Source organism: Paenibacillus sp. FSL L8-0436 (assembly GCF_038593025.1).
GTDB lineage: Bacteria > Bacillota > Bacilli > Paenibacillales > Paenibacillaceae > Paenibacillus_AQ.
Genome location: NZ_CP151955.1, coordinates 469,266 through 483,836, shown reverse-complemented (window position 1 = coordinate 483,836; position 14,571 = coordinate 469,266). Strand labels below are relative to the sequence as shown.

18 protein-coding genes are annotated in these 14,571 nt (G+C 55.0%); 5 read left to right on the top strand and 13 right to left on the bottom strand.

Features of this window, described 5'->3' with window-relative positions; genetic code table 11:
- Positions 1 to 69: 69 nt before the first annotated feature.
- The 3 genes from NSS79_RS02285 to NSS79_RS02275 form a co-directional block, all read right to left on the bottom strand.
- Positions 70 to 1,407 (bottom strand): glycoside hydrolase family 30 protein, encoded by a 1,338-nt coding sequence (locus tag NSS79_RS02285; protein ID WP_342438114.1) that lies wholly within the window; start codon positions 1,405 to 1,407, stop codon positions 70 to 72.
- A gap of 96 nt (positions 1,408 to 1,503) precedes the next feature.
- Positions 1,504 to 2,520, bottom strand: coding sequence for a LacI family DNA-binding transcriptional regulator (locus NSS79_RS02280; RefSeq protein WP_342438113.1), 1,017 nt, complete (start codon positions 2,518 to 2,520; stop codon positions 1,504 to 1,506).
- A 53-nt stretch (positions 2,521 to 2,573) separates the two neighbouring features.
- Positions 2,574 to 3,056 carry a hypothetical protein gene (locus tag NSS79_RS02275; RefSeq protein ID WP_340895180.1) on the bottom strand — a complete coding sequence of 161 codons (483 nt, stop codon included), beginning with the start codon at positions 3,054 to 3,056 and terminating at the stop codon, positions 2,574 to 2,576.
- Between the two features lie 221 nt (positions 3,057 to 3,277).
- Between NSS79_RS02275 and NSS79_RS02270 the strand changes: the two genes are divergently transcribed.
- The gene (locus NSS79_RS02270; RefSeq protein WP_342438112.1) at positions 3,278 to 4,123 is read left to right on the top strand and encodes an HNH endonuclease; all 846 of its coding nucleotides are present in this window, start codon (positions 3,278 to 3,280) and stop codon (positions 4,121 to 4,123) included.
- Between the two features lie 276 nt (positions 4,124 to 4,399).
- On the opposite strand, the gene NSS79_RS02265 is transcribed toward NSS79_RS02270, so the two are convergent.
- Positions 4,400 to 4,594 (bottom strand): YwbE family protein, encoded by a 195-nt coding sequence (locus NSS79_RS02265; RefSeq protein ID WP_038585239.1) that lies wholly within the window; start codon positions 4,592 to 4,594, stop codon positions 4,400 to 4,402.
- 69 nt (positions 4,595 to 4,663) lie between these two features.
- Here NSS79_RS02265 and NSS79_RS02260 point away from each other — a divergent pair, with 69 nt between their 5' ends.
- Positions 4,664 to 4,966: a hypothetical protein gene (locus NSS79_RS02260; protein WP_340895182.1), complete on the top strand. Its 303-nt coding sequence runs from the start codon at positions 4,664 to 4,666 to the stop codon at positions 4,964 to 4,966.
- Positions 4,967 to 4,991: 25 nt separating this feature from the next.
- Here NSS79_RS02260 and sdaAA read toward each other — a convergent pair whose 3' ends face one another.
- The 4 genes from sdaAA to NSS79_RS02240 all read right to left on the bottom strand — a co-directional run bounded on the left by sdaAA (position 4,992) and on the right by NSS79_RS02240 (position 7,748).
- Complete coding sequence (sdaAA, locus tag NSS79_RS02255) at positions 4,992 to 5,870, bottom strand: L-serine ammonia-lyase, iron-sulfur-dependent, subunit alpha (RefSeq protein ID WP_038585233.1); 879 nt, start codon at positions 5,868 to 5,870, stop codon at positions 4,992 to 4,994.
- A complete protein-coding gene (gene sdaAB, locus NSS79_RS02250; protein ID WP_342438111.1) occupies positions 5,867 to 6,577 on the bottom strand; it encodes an L-serine ammonia-lyase, iron-sulfur-dependent subunit beta in 711 nt (236 codons plus the stop codon). The genes sdaAA and sdaAB overlap by 4 nt, the downstream gene beginning before the upstream one ends.
- Before the next feature lie 142 nt (positions 6,578 to 6,719).
- Complete coding sequence (locus NSS79_RS02245) at positions 6,720 to 7,136, bottom strand: GNAT family N-acetyltransferase (protein WP_340895187.1); 417 nt, start codon at positions 7,134 to 7,136, stop codon at positions 6,720 to 6,722.
- Positions 7,137 to 7,160: 24 nt separating this feature from the next.
- Positions 7,161 to 7,748, bottom strand: coding sequence for a DUF4269 domain-containing protein (locus NSS79_RS02240; RefSeq protein WP_342438110.1), 588 nt, complete (start codon positions 7,746 to 7,748; stop codon positions 7,161 to 7,163).
- Between the two features lie 167 nt (positions 7,749 to 7,915).
- On the opposite strand from NSS79_RS02240, the gene NSS79_RS02235 reads away from it, so the two are divergent.
- Together NSS79_RS02235 and NSS79_RS02230 are read left to right on the top strand one after the other, a co-directional pair.
- Positions 7,916 to 8,815: an SDR family oxidoreductase gene (locus NSS79_RS02235; protein WP_342438109.1), complete on the top strand. Its 900-nt coding sequence runs from the start codon at positions 7,916 to 7,918 to the stop codon at positions 8,813 to 8,815.
- Positions 8,816 to 8,883: 68 nt separating this feature from the next.
- Positions 8,884 to 9,339, top strand: coding sequence for a hypothetical protein (locus NSS79_RS02230; protein ID WP_038585218.1), 456 nt, complete (start codon positions 8,884 to 8,886; stop codon positions 9,337 to 9,339).
- An 88-nt stretch (positions 9,340 to 9,427) separates the two neighbouring features.
- Here NSS79_RS02230 and NSS79_RS02225 read toward each other — a convergent pair whose 3' ends face one another.
- The 3 genes from NSS79_RS02225 to NSS79_RS02215 all read right to left on the bottom strand — a co-directional run bounded on the left by NSS79_RS02225 (position 9,428) and on the right by NSS79_RS02215 (position 12,618).
- A complete protein-coding gene (locus tag NSS79_RS02225) occupies positions 9,428 to 11,239 on the bottom strand; it encodes an NAD(P)H-hydrate dehydratase (RefSeq protein WP_342438108.1) in 1,812 nt (603 codons plus the stop codon).
- A 178-nt stretch (positions 11,240 to 11,417) separates the two neighbouring features.
- The gene (locus NSS79_RS02220) at positions 11,418 to 12,050 is read right to left on the bottom strand and encodes an NAD(P)H-binding protein (RefSeq protein WP_342438107.1); all 633 of its coding nucleotides are present in this window, start codon (positions 12,048 to 12,050) and stop codon (positions 11,418 to 11,420) included.
- A 154-nt stretch (positions 12,051 to 12,204) separates the two neighbouring features.
- Positions 12,205 to 12,618: a GNAT family N-acetyltransferase gene (locus tag NSS79_RS02215; RefSeq protein ID WP_342438106.1), complete on the bottom strand. Its 414-nt coding sequence runs from the start codon at positions 12,616 to 12,618 to the stop codon at positions 12,205 to 12,207.
- A 293-nt stretch (positions 12,619 to 12,911) separates the two neighbouring features.
- Here NSS79_RS02215 and NSS79_RS02210 point away from each other — a divergent pair, with 293 nt between their 5' ends.
- Positions 12,912 to 13,199 carry a hypothetical protein gene (locus tag NSS79_RS02210; protein WP_231578364.1) on the top strand — a complete coding sequence of 96 codons (288 nt, stop codon included), beginning with the start codon at positions 12,912 to 12,914 and terminating at the stop codon, positions 13,197 to 13,199.
- A 175-nt stretch (positions 13,200 to 13,374) separates the two neighbouring features.
- Here the strand turns inward: NSS79_RS02210 and NSS79_RS02205 are convergent, their stop codons facing one another.
- Together NSS79_RS02205 and cysW are read right to left on the bottom strand one after the other, a co-directional pair.
- Positions 13,375 to 13,596 (bottom strand): YezD family protein, encoded by a 222-nt coding sequence (locus NSS79_RS02205; RefSeq protein WP_341089447.1) that lies wholly within the window; start codon positions 13,594 to 13,596, stop codon positions 13,375 to 13,377.
- A gap of 104 nt (positions 13,597 to 13,700) precedes the next feature.
- A complete protein-coding gene (gene cysW, locus NSS79_RS02200; RefSeq protein WP_342438105.1) occupies positions 13,701 to 14,564 on the bottom strand; it encodes a sulfate ABC transporter permease subunit CysW in 864 nt (287 codons plus the stop codon).
- Positions 14,565 to 14,571: the final 7 nt, after the last annotated feature.

The following is a 14,571-nucleotide window of genomic DNA, read 5'->3' as shown; positions in this document are numbered from 1 at the left end:
CTCCTGAATTGACTTCGTACAAAATTCGCTTCGGAAGCATTTGCTTTAGTTTTGTGAGCTTATGCTGACCTACGAGAGGACATGCGTGACGATGGAGTGCGGCGCAAGCCGGCATTCAGCCAGCTCTTCACCCAGACCCAGGGTCAGGGAACGTTCTTCCTCGCTCTCATTCATCAGCACCACGGCAATGCTGCCGTCCGGATTGCGGAAAGCTGTGGAAAGCACACCTTCTGCAGTAGATTCCAGCCCGATCCGCACAGCACCCGGAGCGATAAATTTACTGAAATGCCCGATGTAATAATAAGAGCTGTTATAGTGCACCTCGTCCGTCGTCGTATCGGCAATGATCGGAGCATCGCAGAAATTGTCTACATGGTTTGGTCCTCCAGTCTCATCCAGCACCAGATTCCAGTCCAAATACCCTTCGGTCCAGGCGTTAAGATCACCGATCATATTCCGCCCGTAGCGTTCTCCTGTGAACCACTCTCCAAGCCGTACGCCGCCCTCCTGGCAGCCTTCCGTGAACAGCAGATGCTTATCCGGGAAAAGCTCATGCACCTTGGCCACCTTGTCGAATTCCTCACCGCCGTACCAGTGAAGACCGCTGCCCCATACATATTGCGCCGCTTCGGGATCGGATAGGATAGGGGTTACACGTTCGACCATAATATCGCGGTTGTGGTCCCAAATCACGATATTCACATCCGCCAATCCCGCTTTGTGCATGACCGGCCCGAGGTGATTTTTAACAAAATCCCGTTCCTCTTCCGCGCTGTAGACACAAGAATCCCAGGTCTGAACAGCTGCCGGCTCATTCTGAACCGAGACCGCCCATACCGGAATGCCCTCTTTGCGGTAGGCTTCAATGAACTTTGTATAATAACGCGCCCAGGCATCCCCGTATTCCGGTTTCAGCGAACCGCCGTTATTCATCTCCCCGTTCGTCTTCATCCATGCCGGAGGGCTCCAGGGAGAAGCCAGCATCGTGAAAGGTCCGCCTTTTACCTCCATGGCATCCTTGATCAGCGGCAGCACCCACTTATGGTCATGGGAGATGTCAAAGGTAGCCAGCTCTGTATCATGGTCCTGCACATAGGTGTAATTGCCGAGTGCGAAGTCACAGCTATGAATATGCACGCGGCCCATACTGTAATTCAATCCCTCAACAGGGTGAAAATAGCGGTGTATAACCTCCGCCCGTTTGCCCGGACTCATATGCGATAAAGTATAGGCCGCCGCTTCAGTGAAAGCGCCGCCAAAACCTATCATCTTTTGAAATTCTATCTCGGGCTGCAGCTGCACATCGGCCTGCTGTCCGGCAATCCGGGCTTTAAACTGGATTCCCTCCTTCGGACTTAAACGTTCTCCTGTTTCTTTGGCAGTTACTACTGTGCTTACCTTTGTCATTTTGTCTGTCTCCTTTTGGATAAATTATGAATGCTATGATAATCGAAACCGGTTTCGATTATATCGAAAAAAAAGCGCACCGAGGCGAACTTCCTTTTATTCATTGCCTGGCGGTGCGCAGGAATCCCGCACGACCACTTCTACGGGAAGCACAAGCGCTTCCATTTCTTGCTGATTGCCGTCGATCGAAGCCAGAAGGATCTCAGCCGCCCGGGTTCCGAGATTAGCCGTATCCTGCCTAATAGTCGTCAGAGCTGGAGTAACATACCGGGCAAGCTCAATATCATCGTAACCCATAACGGAAATATCCGCCGGTACCGCCAGCCCCTTATCCTTGGCTGCCATAACCGCGCCTAACGCCAGCAAGTCACCCGAAGCAAAGACGGCTGTCGGGCGTTCCGGCAGTTCAAGAAGACTCTGCATCGCGGAATAGCCGCTCTCCAGGGAATAAAAAGCCCCCACTGAAACATACCCCTCCTGCACCTCAAGCCCGTGCTGCTTCATTGCAGCCTTATATCCATTCTCTCGCTGTTTGCCCGGGAATGTATTCTCTCCCCCGGATATATGAGCGATTCTCCGGTGTCCCAAAGAAGTCAGGTATTCCACCGCCTGCAGCGCACCGGCAATATTGTCCGAGCAGACCGTATGTGACTGCGTTGTCTCATAATCCAGTATAACCGTGGGAATATTGCTCTCCAGCAGCTCCTGAAAATAAGGATCTTCATAATCAGAGAGAAACACCACGACTCCATCCACGCCATGAATCCGGCAATTTTCCAAATACCCGCTTTGCTTGCCGCCGACATCCTTGGAGATAAACATCAGGGCATACCCTTTGGCCACAGCAACCTGCTTGAAGCTCTCAATCACCGCGCCGAAAAACGGATGGCGGATACCGACACCTGTGCCCTCTACGAACAGCACGCCAAGGGTCCATGATTTCTTCGTAGTCAGCGTGCGTGCATGTGCATTAGGTAAATAGCCCATCTCGCGGGCAGTCCGCAGAATCTCCTGGCGCGTCTTCTCCCGCACATCGGAGTAGTTATTAAATGCCTTTGATACCGTAGTTGGAGAGTAACCGGTTCTTTTGGCAATATCATATATAGTTGTCATTCCGGTGCACTCCCCCGGCTCAAATGAAAGCCCTTTATTTGTTCACTGCCATTCTAACGTCTTTCCGCACGTCCGTCCAGCATAAAATATCCCTGTACCGCAGGCAGCAGTGTAACAGCCTGAATCAGCAGGCCCAAGCTGGTATAGACCACATGGACAACGGATACGGCGTTCATCATGTAGGTCTGCACCATAATCCAGATAATTTGCCCGAAGCCGATATAGAGCGAAAGTGCCCACGCACTATGCAGTGTCCTGAACGGATTCAACGGGGCCGCCCACTTCCAATCCGGCTTCTTGACTAGGCCATACAGCACCAGCAGCGGCAGAAGTCCAAAGATCACCAGCAGCAGAATGCCAGGGATTGCAAAATTCTCAAAGGGCGATCTTTCCAGCACGGAAGACGGCATCCCGATCATTTCACCACTGGGGTCTGCCAGCAGCATCAGTCCTCCCCCTATCGCTCCGACTCCCAGAAAAGCCTGAAGAATATACAGTAAAATTACAGCACCCGGTCTTTTCCCGGCTTGTGTCATTGCTAATCCCCCCGTATTCATCGTCCCAAAATATCGATCTCAACTTGCTTTGAGTAGATTTTACAGGTTCTCCCTCCACCCTGCTAAGACAGATGTCACAAATTAGGGAATCGGCGAATTTTTATGCTTGCGGTGTGAACAGACGCACTTTACGTTATACTAAAGTTATTATCTGTTGAACAGGAAGTCTTTACTAATCCATAAAAAAATGAGGGGACCGGGTGACGCTGGCAAAGCATCATCCACACATGCCTATGACCGATACGAACCAGCCTTTATCCAAACAATGCGCCTATTGCCATAAACTAAAACCACTTGCCGAATTCCGCCGGCGGACCGGAAAACGCTCCAAGGGCCAGTCCCGCCGCGGGGCCTGCAGGGAATGCCGCAAGACCCGCGAAGCGGGATCCGCTCCTGCACTGCTCCGCGGAATGGGAGCGGTGTCTGTGTCCGCTGTTTCAGCTCAGACTTCCGAACCCGGACCTGTACCTGCGTCCCGCCGGTCAACGGCCCCATCAGCCCCGGCTCCTGCAGCTTCCAAACCGCCTGTACCCAAAACCCATCTGCACTCCTTGCCGGAGCGCTCCAAGGAGGGTAAGGCCGCAACCCTTACCTCTGCAGTCAAGGGAAAGACGCGTCCGCGCGGAGCCGAGCAGCGGCGGAAATCGCCGCAGCCGTTCGGACCGAAGCCCGATCCGCAGGACGCCTCCGCCCTGATCCCTTCATTTAAGGGGATGATTCTGATGCGCGGACATAGCGACAAGGGCCGCCGCTGGCACCAGGAAATCGATCTGGAGCTGGCTGTGACCCTTGTCAGAGAGCATGCAGCAGTAGTTGTGAACCGCCGCACGATTCGCCGCCTGTACAGCAATAAGGATTTTCGGGCGTTAATTCTAAACAGGGACAACTATACTTGTCATTTCTGCGGCTTGTACGGAGACACTATTGATCACTTGCTGCCGCGCGCCAAAGGCGGCCACACCACTCCCGACAACTGCGTCTGTGCCTGCAATCAATGCAACCAGACAAAAGCCGACCAATATGTAGAAGAATTTATGGGCCGTTAGGAGCAGCGGGGCAGCTTTAGAAATCCACCTGCTGATCAAGCTTGCTCTACCCGGCTCCATTCCACTCACACCCCTAAATTTTTACCATTTTATAACATGCTCTATTGTATTGTCCAATTCAAGCAGAGCTTGCTCTTCTCTCCAATGATCAACACCAAGTGCCTAAGCAACAATAAACGCTCCTTCCGCCGGTGGCTGCTGTGCTGTTGGGCAGCAGTAGCCAGGCGAGAGGAGCGCTAATGAAAGTTAAAGATAGGGATGCAACGACCTGTTCATTCAGCTGGTAATATTCTTAACCCGGCCGACTTGTCCGTCCGTCAGCCGCACCTTGATGCCGTGCGGATGGCGGGGCGAATTGGTCAAAATATCTTTGACCGTGCCATGCGTAAGTTTGCCTGTTGGCTGGTCTTGCTTGAGTACAATATCCACCTCAAGTCCGGGGCGGATGTCTGCTCTGGATTGCCCGCTCATGATGTTCTCCCCTTTCATAGGTTATAATGGAGTCAACAATTACTGAAAAGAATAGGGATGAGGACAGCTATGGCCTTCGGAATTAACAGAGAAGAATTAACCCGGTGGAAACAGGCAGTCTCTGCAGGAGAGATCGCTTTTCTGACGCATTATTGGATTGACCCGCGCTTTCCGGAAATTACTACAGTGACTAAAGTAGGCTGCAGTGACTTGCCCCGTCTAAAACGCTGGTGTAAGGAGAATGGTCTTCCGCCGCAGTATATCCACAACCGCAAGCCCTTCCCCCATTTCGATCTTATGGGTCCGAAACAGCCGGAAATACTCCGGCAGGAGGGATTATGGGAGCAGTTGGAGCGGTTCCGCATGATTTGATATATACCGTATTTGCATGGCCCGATTACTTCTTGTTCCGCAGATCCTTCATAATCTGGCGCCCGGTAGGGGTCTGAGCCAATCCGCCCCCTGCCGTTTCACGGTGCTTCTCAGGCATAGCGGAACCGACCTCCAGCATTACCTTGATCACTTCGTCTGAAGGGATCACGCTGCGCACGCCGGCCAGCGCCATATCCGCTGCGGCGAGTGCCGTAACGGCACCAAAGCCGTTGCGCACAATGCAGGGAATTTCCACAAGGCCACCCACAGGATCACAGATTAGGCCGAGTGTATTTTTGAGTGCCAGACCGACAGCATGTACTGCCTGTGCCGGGGTTCCGCCGCGCAGCTCGGTCAGCGCTCCCGCAGCCATCCCGATCGCCGAACCAACCTCTGCCTGGCAGCCGCCTTCCGCACCGGATACAAAGGAGTTATTGGCGATCACGTAACCAATGGCACCGGCGGCGAACAAGCCCGACACCATATAATCATCGTCCCAGCCAAACCGCTCCTGGCAGCTGAGAAATACACCGGGAATGATTCCGCAGGAGCCTGCGGTCGGTGTGGCAATAATGCGGCCCATGGACGCATTCACTTCAGATACAGCCAGCGCATAGGCCATCGCGGTACCGGCAGATCCGCCAAGACACGGTTCATCTGCCGCATTGTAGGCAGCAACCCGCTGCGCATCAAGGCCGGTCAGACCGCTGCGCGAGGTGGTATCTTCGTGCATGCCGCGGTGCACCGCCTCTTTCATCACTCCGTAGTACTGGCTCATCGTGGCGAACTCCTGCTCTGTGGAACGTCCGGACTCTGCGCTTTGCTCCTCAAGCATAAGCTGGCCGATACCCAAACCCCGTTCCTCGCAGAGTACCGCCAACTGGCTTAATGTTTGAAAATTCATGATGAGCTATCCTTCCCTTTCTTTACTTGCGTTGGTTCGTTTAAATCAACAACCTTTACCGACTTCACGGCCGGCAGGCCCGCCAGATCCTTGAGCAGCTCTGCTGTGGCTGGCTCATCCAGCTCCAGCACTGTCAAAGCCGCACCGCTGCGGTTCTTGCGGTCCAGGGACATATGCCCGATATTAAACTGGCCTTTGCGCATCACATCGGTAACACTCGCGAGTACTCCCAAATAGTCCATATGGTTAATCAGCACTGTCGGATACATTCCCGTAAGCTTTACCCCGAAGCCGTCGATATCTACAATTTCAATATTGCCGCCGCCAATCGAGATCCCCGTAAGCGTCATTTCTGTTCCGGTTTCCCGGCCGACAAGACGCAGGCGAACCGTATTGGGGTGGGGGAACAGCCCCGTTCCCTGCCGGAAGGAAATTTCCATCCCGTCCTCTTGCGCAAGCTCGATAGAATCAGGCAGACGGTGGTCATCCGTAGCGAAATCCAGCAGGCCACCGGCAATTGCCCGGTCTGTGCCATGCCCCTGATAGGTTGCGGCAAAGGAACCGAAGAAAATGACCTCAGCCTCGCTTGGCATTTCACCAAGCACCTGGCGGGCTGCTCTGCCAATCCGGGCCGCTCCCGCAGTATGCGAACTGGAAGGCCCGACCATCGCCGGGCCGATAATTGAGAATACATCTTTAAAGCGCATAGTTCAGATCGCCACCTATCAAAATTCGACAATATACTCACATATATTATACTGCACGAATGCAGAAGCTACACTATTACATTGGTATGTCACCTTACGAGAGATCATTATCAGGCCGATGCTCTGAAATCTCTCCGCCTGATTAAGTATCCTGTGAGAAAAGAACAATCCCGTCCCGTTCCTGCCAGCCGATGCCCGACCAGAAGCTGCGGCCCAGCTCATTCCCCTCAATAACCATCAAGTGGCATTTCACAATGCCGGCTTCCCGCAATCTGCCTAGACAACGGGAGACCAGTTCACGGCCGACTCCTGCTCCGCGGCATTCTCCGCTGACAGCTACATGATACATATACCCTCTGCGCCCGTCATGTCCGCACATTGCAGTCCCGGCAATTTTGCCCGCTTCATTCTCGCAGACTAGACTCAGTCCGGGGTTGCGCTCCAGATAACGGACAATTTCTTCCCTGGAGTCAGCCTGGCTGAGGTTCATGCCTGTAGTATTCCCCCATAAAAGATACGCTTCCTCATAATCATCTGCAACCATTGCTCTGTACTTCAATATTCCTTCCCCCGTTTCCATTGTTCATTGTATGTAGGGATAAGCCTTCTTGCACATGTGTTCCAGCTCCTCTTGACGAAGCCTGCCAAGGTCCAGCAACGCCTTATAAGGATCGCCTTCCAGCTTCAGCAGTTTCGCAAAAGCCGGTTCCGTCTTCATTCCGCCTGACTTCAGCAAAATAATTTCTTCGCGGAAACTTTCCCCCAGCAGATCCAATATCCGCCCCTCTACCAGCATATGCAGCCAAGCGTTCTGCTGCCGCGCTGGCTTGGCTTGCCCGAACAATTCAATCGGCCAGCCTCCGGCATAAAAATTAATCTTGGTGCGTGTTATTCCCCCAACCACCCGGGTTACGGCGGAATATCCGGTCCACTGCCCGAAATAACCGTGAACCTCGGCGGTAAAGCGCACGGGGTCATGTACCTCGCAGATCAGATCGAGATCGCTGCCTTCCACTTGAATTCCCAGAGGTATCGTACCTGCAAGCAGCGGTTCATAGTCCGCAAGAAGCTCCATAATCCGCAGTTCCTGAAGCAGATTGTATACCTCTCGTTGAAGTACCGTGCCCTGCTGCAAATAGGCAAGATTGAACCAGTTCACACGATCCGCCATACGTTCCTCCCAGGTAATATATCATAATTTTTTTCATAGAACGCCAGATTTGTCCCCCTGATCATTGCCCGCTTCAAATGCCGGATTCACACTGCGGAAGCGCACGCTTTCCTGGGCGCATGCATAAAAATATACGAATGACAGCATCCAAGGAGGATAACCGCGATATGAATCCCACTTACCCCTATTATGGGGAACAAACGGTATGCCGCAAGCAGCCCATTGCCTTTCCGCCGCAGCATCAGAACCGTCAGCCGGGCCTTGAAAGTCTGATGAACCCCCGCCCGATCAGCGAAAATCCCGAGAGCTTCGGCAGCCGAAAGCTGGAAGGCAAGGTGGCGCTGATTACCGGAGGAGACAGCGGCATCGGCAAGGCGGCGGCCATCGCATTTGCCAGGGAAGGGGCGGATGTAGCCATTGCCTATCTGTACGAAGCCTCGGATGCCGAAGTCACACAGCGGCGCATTGAACAATTGGGACGCCGCTGCCTGCGGATCGAAACTGATTTACGGCATAAGCAAAACTGCTTCCAGGCCGTAGAGCAGACAGTACAGACCTTTGGCAAGCTGGATATCCTCGTCAATAACCATGGCGTGCAGTATCCGCAGAAGAGCATTCTCGATATTTCAGAAGAACAGCTGCTCCAGACCTTTCATACCAACATTATTCCGTTCTTTTACCTGACACAGGCCGCACTTCCGCATTTGAAAAAAGGCAGTTCCATCATTAACACCGCCTCTATCACCGCTTACCAGGGCCACAAAGAGCTCATCGATTATTCAACCACCAAAGGTGCCATCGTCACCTTTACACGCTCTCTTGCCCTTTCGCTCGCCGATACCGGAATCCGTGTCAACAGTGTCGCCCCCGGGCCGGTCTGGACACCGCTCATTCCCTCCAGCTTCTCCGCGGCCGAGGTCAGCGTCTTCGGAACGGATACTCCGCTGGGGCGTGCCGCTCAGCCTTATGAATTGGCCGGAGCCTATGTCTATCTGGCCAGTTCCGATTCTTCTTATGTCACAGGCACATGTATTCATGTTAATGGAGGGGACATGGTCACAAGCTGAGCTGCCGCCGGCAGAGGCCCTGAGTCCGCTGTAGTAGCGTTAATCCCACCCTGAAAGGAAGTTATAGGATGAATAAAATCAAGGATTACGACCTTCCGTCCGTCCGCCTATCCGCAGGCATGTACGCACTGGCGAAACTCTCCGCCGCCGGTCTGACCTTTATGCTCGTCTCCCTGCTGATGCTGTTCTTTCCGCACGAAGGCGGAGTGCCGGAAGGCTGGCCGATATCGGTGCCTTATGCCATTTACGCTTATGGACTGCCGGCGGCACTGCTGGCAGATCTGCTGCTGCGCATGTTCCGTTCGTCTTCGCTCGGGCCGTCACTGGTCCTGTATGCGGCTGCCGGCTTTGGCGCAGGTCTGTGGCTGGCCTCGGAGCAGGGCGGAGAAGCCATGACCTGCGGCATCTACGGCATAGCTGTACTTCTGGTATTCCGGCTCGCCCAGGTAGCCGGCGAGCGGCAGCCGCTGCTGCTCCCCGTATTTGCGCTATTCATCCCGCTGCTCTGCCTGCTGCTGCTCTAGCCTGCAGGCAGTTGCACCGGGTGCCGGACCGGCATGCATCCGGCAGGATGCATAGTGTGATCAGGCTTCTCCACACAGCTTCCTGCAATCAGAGTGCTTCAATGATATCCCCGGCAATTAATGCCGCCGGATGATGCCGCAGGCGGGCTGCCCGTTCCCCGGCCAGTCCGTGCAGATACACGCCAAAAGCCGCTGCCTGTGCGGCATTCAGCCCTTGAGCCAGCAGTCCGGAAATGATGCCTGTCAGCACATCGCCCGCTCCGCCGGTTCCCATACCCGGATGGCCTGTGACATTTACATAGGCTTGTCCTTCAGGCGTTGCAATAACTGTATGCGCCCCTTTCAGCACAAGCACCACGCCATGCTCCCGGGCATAGTCCAATGCCAGACCGATCCGGTCGCGCTGCACTTCTGCCGTGGCAAGACCTGCCAGCCGGGCCATTTCTCCCGGATGCGGCGTCAAGATCACAGGCCCCCGGCAGGTCCAGGAGCTGTAATCGGCATCAGCCAGGATGTTCAAAGCATCGGCATCGATGACCAGGGGCATTTCCGTCCCCTCCCAAATCGTGCGGAGCCAATCCGTATCGCCCTCGAACCGGCCAAGGCCAGGACCAACGGCGATAACCTCCTTTCCGGCACCCAGCCGCAGCACCTCTGCGGCCGTGCCTGCTTTCCAGGTGCCATCCTCTGCGCTGCCGGCTGCAGCCAGCATCATTTCAGGGGCGGCACCGATCACATAGGGCAGCAGCCCGCCGGGCAGTGCCCAGGTAACCAAGCCGCAACCCGCCCGCAGCGCAGCCCGGGCGGAGAGCAGGCCTGCACCGCTCATGGCCAGGCTTCCGCCGGCCAGCAGGACATGCCCGTAAGTGCCCTTGTGGCCTTCGGGCGAGCGGCGGCGCGACACGTCGATCTGAAGACGTGTCCGCAGCACCTCCGGCGTCAGCAGGCAAGCCTGCACGCCGTGTTCCCGGGCCAAGGCAGCCGGAATGCCGATGGAGCGGACCACCACATGCCCGGCTGCTCCCGCGCCGGGATATTGCACCAGCCCGCGTTTGAGAAACGCGAGGCAGACTGTGACTGCTGCATGAATGCACGGCTCATGCAGCTCGCCCGTGTCCGCGTTCAGCCCGCTCGGGATGTCCGCGGACACCACCGGTTTGCCGCTGCCGTTCGCGGCGGCAATCAGCTCCGCATAGGCACCGCGCGGGGCTCCCGCGCTGCCGGTGCCGAGCAGCGCATCCACGATGCCGCTGCATGCGGCAAAGTCCAGCCGGTCCGCGCCGTAGACGGCGGCGGGCAGGCCCATGGCTGCAGCGGCATCCCGCTGCAGTGCGGCTTCGCCGGCCAGCGACTCCGGCGCGGCCGCGTACACCAGCGTGACGGCGATGCCCGCCTCACGCAGATGCCTGGCGGCGGCGAGGCCGTCGCCGCCGTTATTGCCTTTGCCGACGAGAATCAGCCAGTGCTCGGCTTCGGCAGAGTCCAGGGTCAGCGCGGCATCGCCGCTGACCGTGAATCCCGGCGGCTGAATCCCCGGGCCGCCGTTTAGCTGGATGGCAGCAACGCCTCTGCCGCTGCCACGCCCTGCTCCCGGTTCCTCTCCGCCGCCACGCCCCACATCCGTTCCCGCGTCTCTGCCGTTCTCTGCACCCGGTCCCGCGTTTATATAGCCGCCGCGCCCCGCTATATCTGCATCAGCCCAGCTGCCTCCCGTTCCGGCCCGTCCACCGTTCCGGTCTTCTCCGCCTGCGCCTCCGCCGTGCCTGCTACGGCACAGCGCGATAACCTCCTCGGCGATGGCCCGACCCGCATTCTCCATCAGCGCAACCGCCGGAATGCTTAAACCCTCAATCGTTTTGCGGTCCAATTGCCGCATCTGCTCAGCAGTTACCAGATCCATGACTCGCACCCCTTTCGCTACATGTCGATCGCAACAATAAAGGGTAAGCCTTACGGCATAAAATGCAATAAGTCTTACCCTTTGCGCATAGCCGGAATCCACTGTCCCGGCACTGTATCTGTCCTGTTGTTCAGTTCAAAGCAGCCTTACAACTGCTTCTGTTCTGTACCCGGTTCGGCTAATAAGCTACCGTAAATCTCTCCCGGCTGAAATTGCCTTCCTCCAGCTCATCAATGACCGCCACGGCGAAATCCTCCACGCTGATGCTGCTCTCGCCATTTTCATCCACGATAAGCCGGTCCAGTCCGATGCGGAACATGCCTGTCCGCCGGCCCGGTACGATGACCGCAGGCGGGCTGATATACGTATAATCAAGTGCCGAACCTCTATAGATTTCATAGGCGTTGGCATGTGCGGCTGCCAGCGGCCGCAGCTCCTCGGGGAATTCGGCCGTGTCCATCAGCCACTCTCCCGATTCCGTCTTCAGACTGCCCGCTCCGCCGACGATCATCAGCCGTTCCACCCCGGCTATACGCATCCCCTCCAGCAGCGAATCCGCTGCGCCAAGCAGATCATTTTCCCGCCCGGAATCCGGTCCGAACGCACTGATGACCTCCCCGTGCCCGCCAACTACGGCAGCTACCGAGGAAGGATTCAGGATATCAACGGTGGCAATCTGCAGCCGCTCATGCTCAATTTGCAGCGAATCCGGATGGCGGACGGCTGCGGTTACTTCGTGTTTTCTTTTTAGTGCTTCCTGTACAATTGCTTTTCCCAGCGTCCCCGACGCACCTAGCACAACAACATCCATCTCTAGTTTTCCTCGCTTTCTCAAGCCCTAATTCTAATTTATCCCATAGTGGCGTTCTGAAACCCTTCGGGTAGAAGCAGCATTCAAATACCCCCGCTAGGTGGGGGTCGGCCAGCCTCACTATCATAAGATTACAAGCTGCCATTCCGGCCCGTTACCGCCGCAGGAACATCCCTTGCGAATAAGGCATTACCGGAACAAAACCATACTGATCATACAGCTTCGAAGCATTTCCGTCAGCAATGAGGCTAACATACGACGGATTGGGCACCGTATCCAGGAATGCCCTGATCTCACCCATAATGACCTTCCCGAAGCCACGCCCTTGACGGGAGGGCTTGACGGCAATATCCGTCACCTGAAAGAAACAGCCTCCGTCCCCGATGACGCGTCCCATCCCTACCAGCATGTCCTCTTCATAGAGGGATACTGCATAACAAGAACGCGGAAGTCCGGTCTTAGCCCCCTCTATACTCATCGGACTAAGTCCTGCTTCAACCCGCAGCGCCAGATATTGCTCCGCCGAGGGGCATTCATGTCTAATTTCTACTTTTTCTGCTGCATCCATACGGTCCTTCCCTTCTCGTTCCTACTAACGGTCTCAGGATCTGCAATGCTGTTACCAATATATACTTAAGCATTGATTTCAAGCAAGGCCGGGTAACCGGCTGGCGGAATGGGTACATGCGGAGATTTGAAACGTTGAAGGAATTCTGACGTAACAGAACTAATAAATTGTTTAGAAAAGCAATACTATTATTCTCAGCCTGCATCCCGGGGTAACCTAGAGATAAAGCCAAATATTCACAATATCATAAAGAAAGGATTGGTGAAGCACTCATGTCTTCTCTGGGGAAATTATTGAAATGGGGGACTTTCACTTATGAAGCGTTCCTGGCCCTGCCGATCATTGGAGGGGTGTTCGTTGTAGCCAATGCATGGGTCCCGCTCGGCATCGCCTTTTTGCTGCACGCAGTGGCTGTTATAATCATGCTTAAGGAACGGGGGCCTTTTATCGGCAACGTCATTGGTATTATTACCTCGATAGTCGCTCTAATTCCGATCGTTGGCTGGATCATGCATGTGATCACGGCGATAGTCTTACTGCTTGAAGGCCTCTCCTCTTCCCGTCGGGGACCGCGTTATTAAGGCAATACTTATTTTAATGACCCGGATGGCAATAGCCTGGAATTGATGTGCTCTGTCGAGGTTCCGGCAGAACTGAAGCATATCACTGACAAATTGTCTTTTGACGAATGGGAAGCCTTAGTTAAATCAAAAAAAAGAAAGACCTTCAACTGATGGAGGTCTTTCTTTATACCTTCTATCCTCGTCCCGCAGAACGGGTATCGGTGCGCCGGCTTCCGGTCTCTCCACTATATCGTGCATTTGCAGTGCTGTTCTCGAAACGTTTGCGTTCCGTACGCTCCATCTGTACTATCTGACCTTCATGCACCACGATGTGCAATGAGCCAAACTCCATGTCATCCAGAAGTCCTGCAATCCGCGTCAGCCATACCTCATCCACTTTCAGTGGCTTAGCCATTCTCCAGCCTCCCTTTCCCCGGACAGGGGATGTTCTCCGCCTCGAATCCCGTTATTACCAACTTGTTTACTAAGATTTAACTTAGCATGGAATCAAAAGAGCTGTCAATGAGCATTTTTTCGTAACAGCCAGCTTTTGATGATCATCGTTACCAAGGCGAGCAGCAGCAGCAATGAAGCCACCGCGAACGATGCCGAAAATTGATATTCATTATACAAAATCTCGACATGCAGCGGCAGCGTATTCGTTTCTCCGCGGATATGCCCGGAGACTACCGATACCGCGCCGAACTCGCCCATAGCACGGGCATTACAGAGAATAATCCCGTACAGCAAACCCCATTTAATATTGGGCAGTGTCACACGCCAGAAAATCTGCCAGCCGTGCGCCCCCAGTGTAATTGCCGCTTCTTCCTCCTGTGTACCTTGATCTTCCATCAGCGGAATCAGCTCACGGGCCACGAAAGGAAAAGTCACAAACAGCGTAGCCAGCACAATACCCGGAAGCGCAAATACGATCTTGATATCATGGTCGCTGAGCCAGGACCCGAACCAGCCATGTGCGCCGAACACCAGAATAAAGATCAGCCCGCCGATGACCGGTGATACGGCGAATGGCAGATCAATTAAGGTAATGAGGAAGCCTTTGCCGCGAAAACGGAATTTGGTCACTGCCCAGGCGGCCGCCACGCCAAAGATTGTATTCAGCGGGACGGTAATCGCGGCCACCAGCAGCGTCAGCCGCAGCGCCGAAGCGGCGTCGGGATCAGTCAGCGCGGCCCAGTAGACATCCCAGCCCCTCTTCAGCGCTTCTGTCAGCACGACAATCAGCGGCAGGGCGATCAGCCAGAACAGCACCAGCCCGGCTGCGGCAATCAGCACCCACTTCACCGCAGGAGATTCGTTCGTCGCAGGCGAGGATACGCTGGTCTTCCGCCCTGGAGCGAGCATCGGCACAGTACCGGCCATAATTATT

Coding starts and splice junctions, on each gene's coding strand:
- NSS79_RS02205 (WP_341089447.1), bottom strand. CDS start 13,596: ATGGCTAAGCCACTGAAAGTGGATGAGGTATGGCTGACGCGGATTGCA.
- sdaAB (WP_342438111.1), bottom strand. CDS start 6,577: ATGCGCTTTAAAGATGTATTCTCAATTATCGGCCCGGCGATGGTCGGG.
- NSS79_RS02240 (WP_342438110.1), bottom strand. CDS start 7,748: ATGGCGGATCGTGTGAACTGGTTCAATCTTGCCTATTTGCAGCAGGGC.
- NSS79_RS02260 (WP_340895182.1), top strand. CDS start 4,664: ATGGCCTTCGGAATTAACAGAGAAGAATTAACCCGGTGGAAACAGGCA.
- NSS79_RS02275 (WP_340895180.1), bottom strand. CDS start 3,056: ATGACACAAGCCGGGAAAAGACCGGGTGCTGTAATTTTACTGTATATT.
- NSS79_RS02230 (WP_038585218.1), top strand. CDS start 8,884: ATGAATAAAATCAAGGATTACGACCTTCCGTCCGTCCGCCTATCCGCA.
- NSS79_RS02215 (WP_342438106.1), bottom strand. CDS start 12,618: ATGGATGCAGCAGAAAAAGTAGAAATTAGACATGAATGCCCCTCGGCG.
- NSS79_RS02220 (WP_342438107.1), bottom strand. CDS start 12,050: ATGGATGTTGTTGTGCTAGGTGCGTCGGGGACGCTGGGAAAAGCAATT.
- NSS79_RS02225 (WP_342438108.1), bottom strand. CDS start 11,239: ATGGATCTGGTAACTGCTGAGCAGATGCGGCAATTGGACCGCAAAACG.
- sdaAA (WP_038585233.1), bottom strand. CDS start 5,870: ATGAATTTTCAAACATTAAGCCAGTTGGCGGTACTCTGCGAGGAACGG.
- cysW (WP_342438105.1), bottom strand. CDS start 14,564: ATGGCCGGTACTGTGCCGATGCTCGCTCCAGGGCGGAAGACCAGCGTA.
- NSS79_RS02265 (WP_038585239.1), bottom strand. CDS start 4,594: ATGAGCGGGCAATCCAGAGCAGACATCCGCCCCGGACTTGAGGTGGAT.
- NSS79_RS02235 (WP_342438109.1), top strand. CDS start 7,916: ATGAATCCCACTTACCCCTATTATGGGGAACAAACGGTATGCCGCAAG.
- NSS79_RS02285 (WP_342438114.1), bottom strand. CDS start 1,407: ATGACAAAGGTAAGCACAGTAGTAACTGCCAAAGAAACAGGAGAACGT.
- NSS79_RS02280 (WP_342438113.1), bottom strand. CDS start 2,520: ATGACAACTATATATGATATTGCCAAAAGAACCGGTTACTCTCCAACT.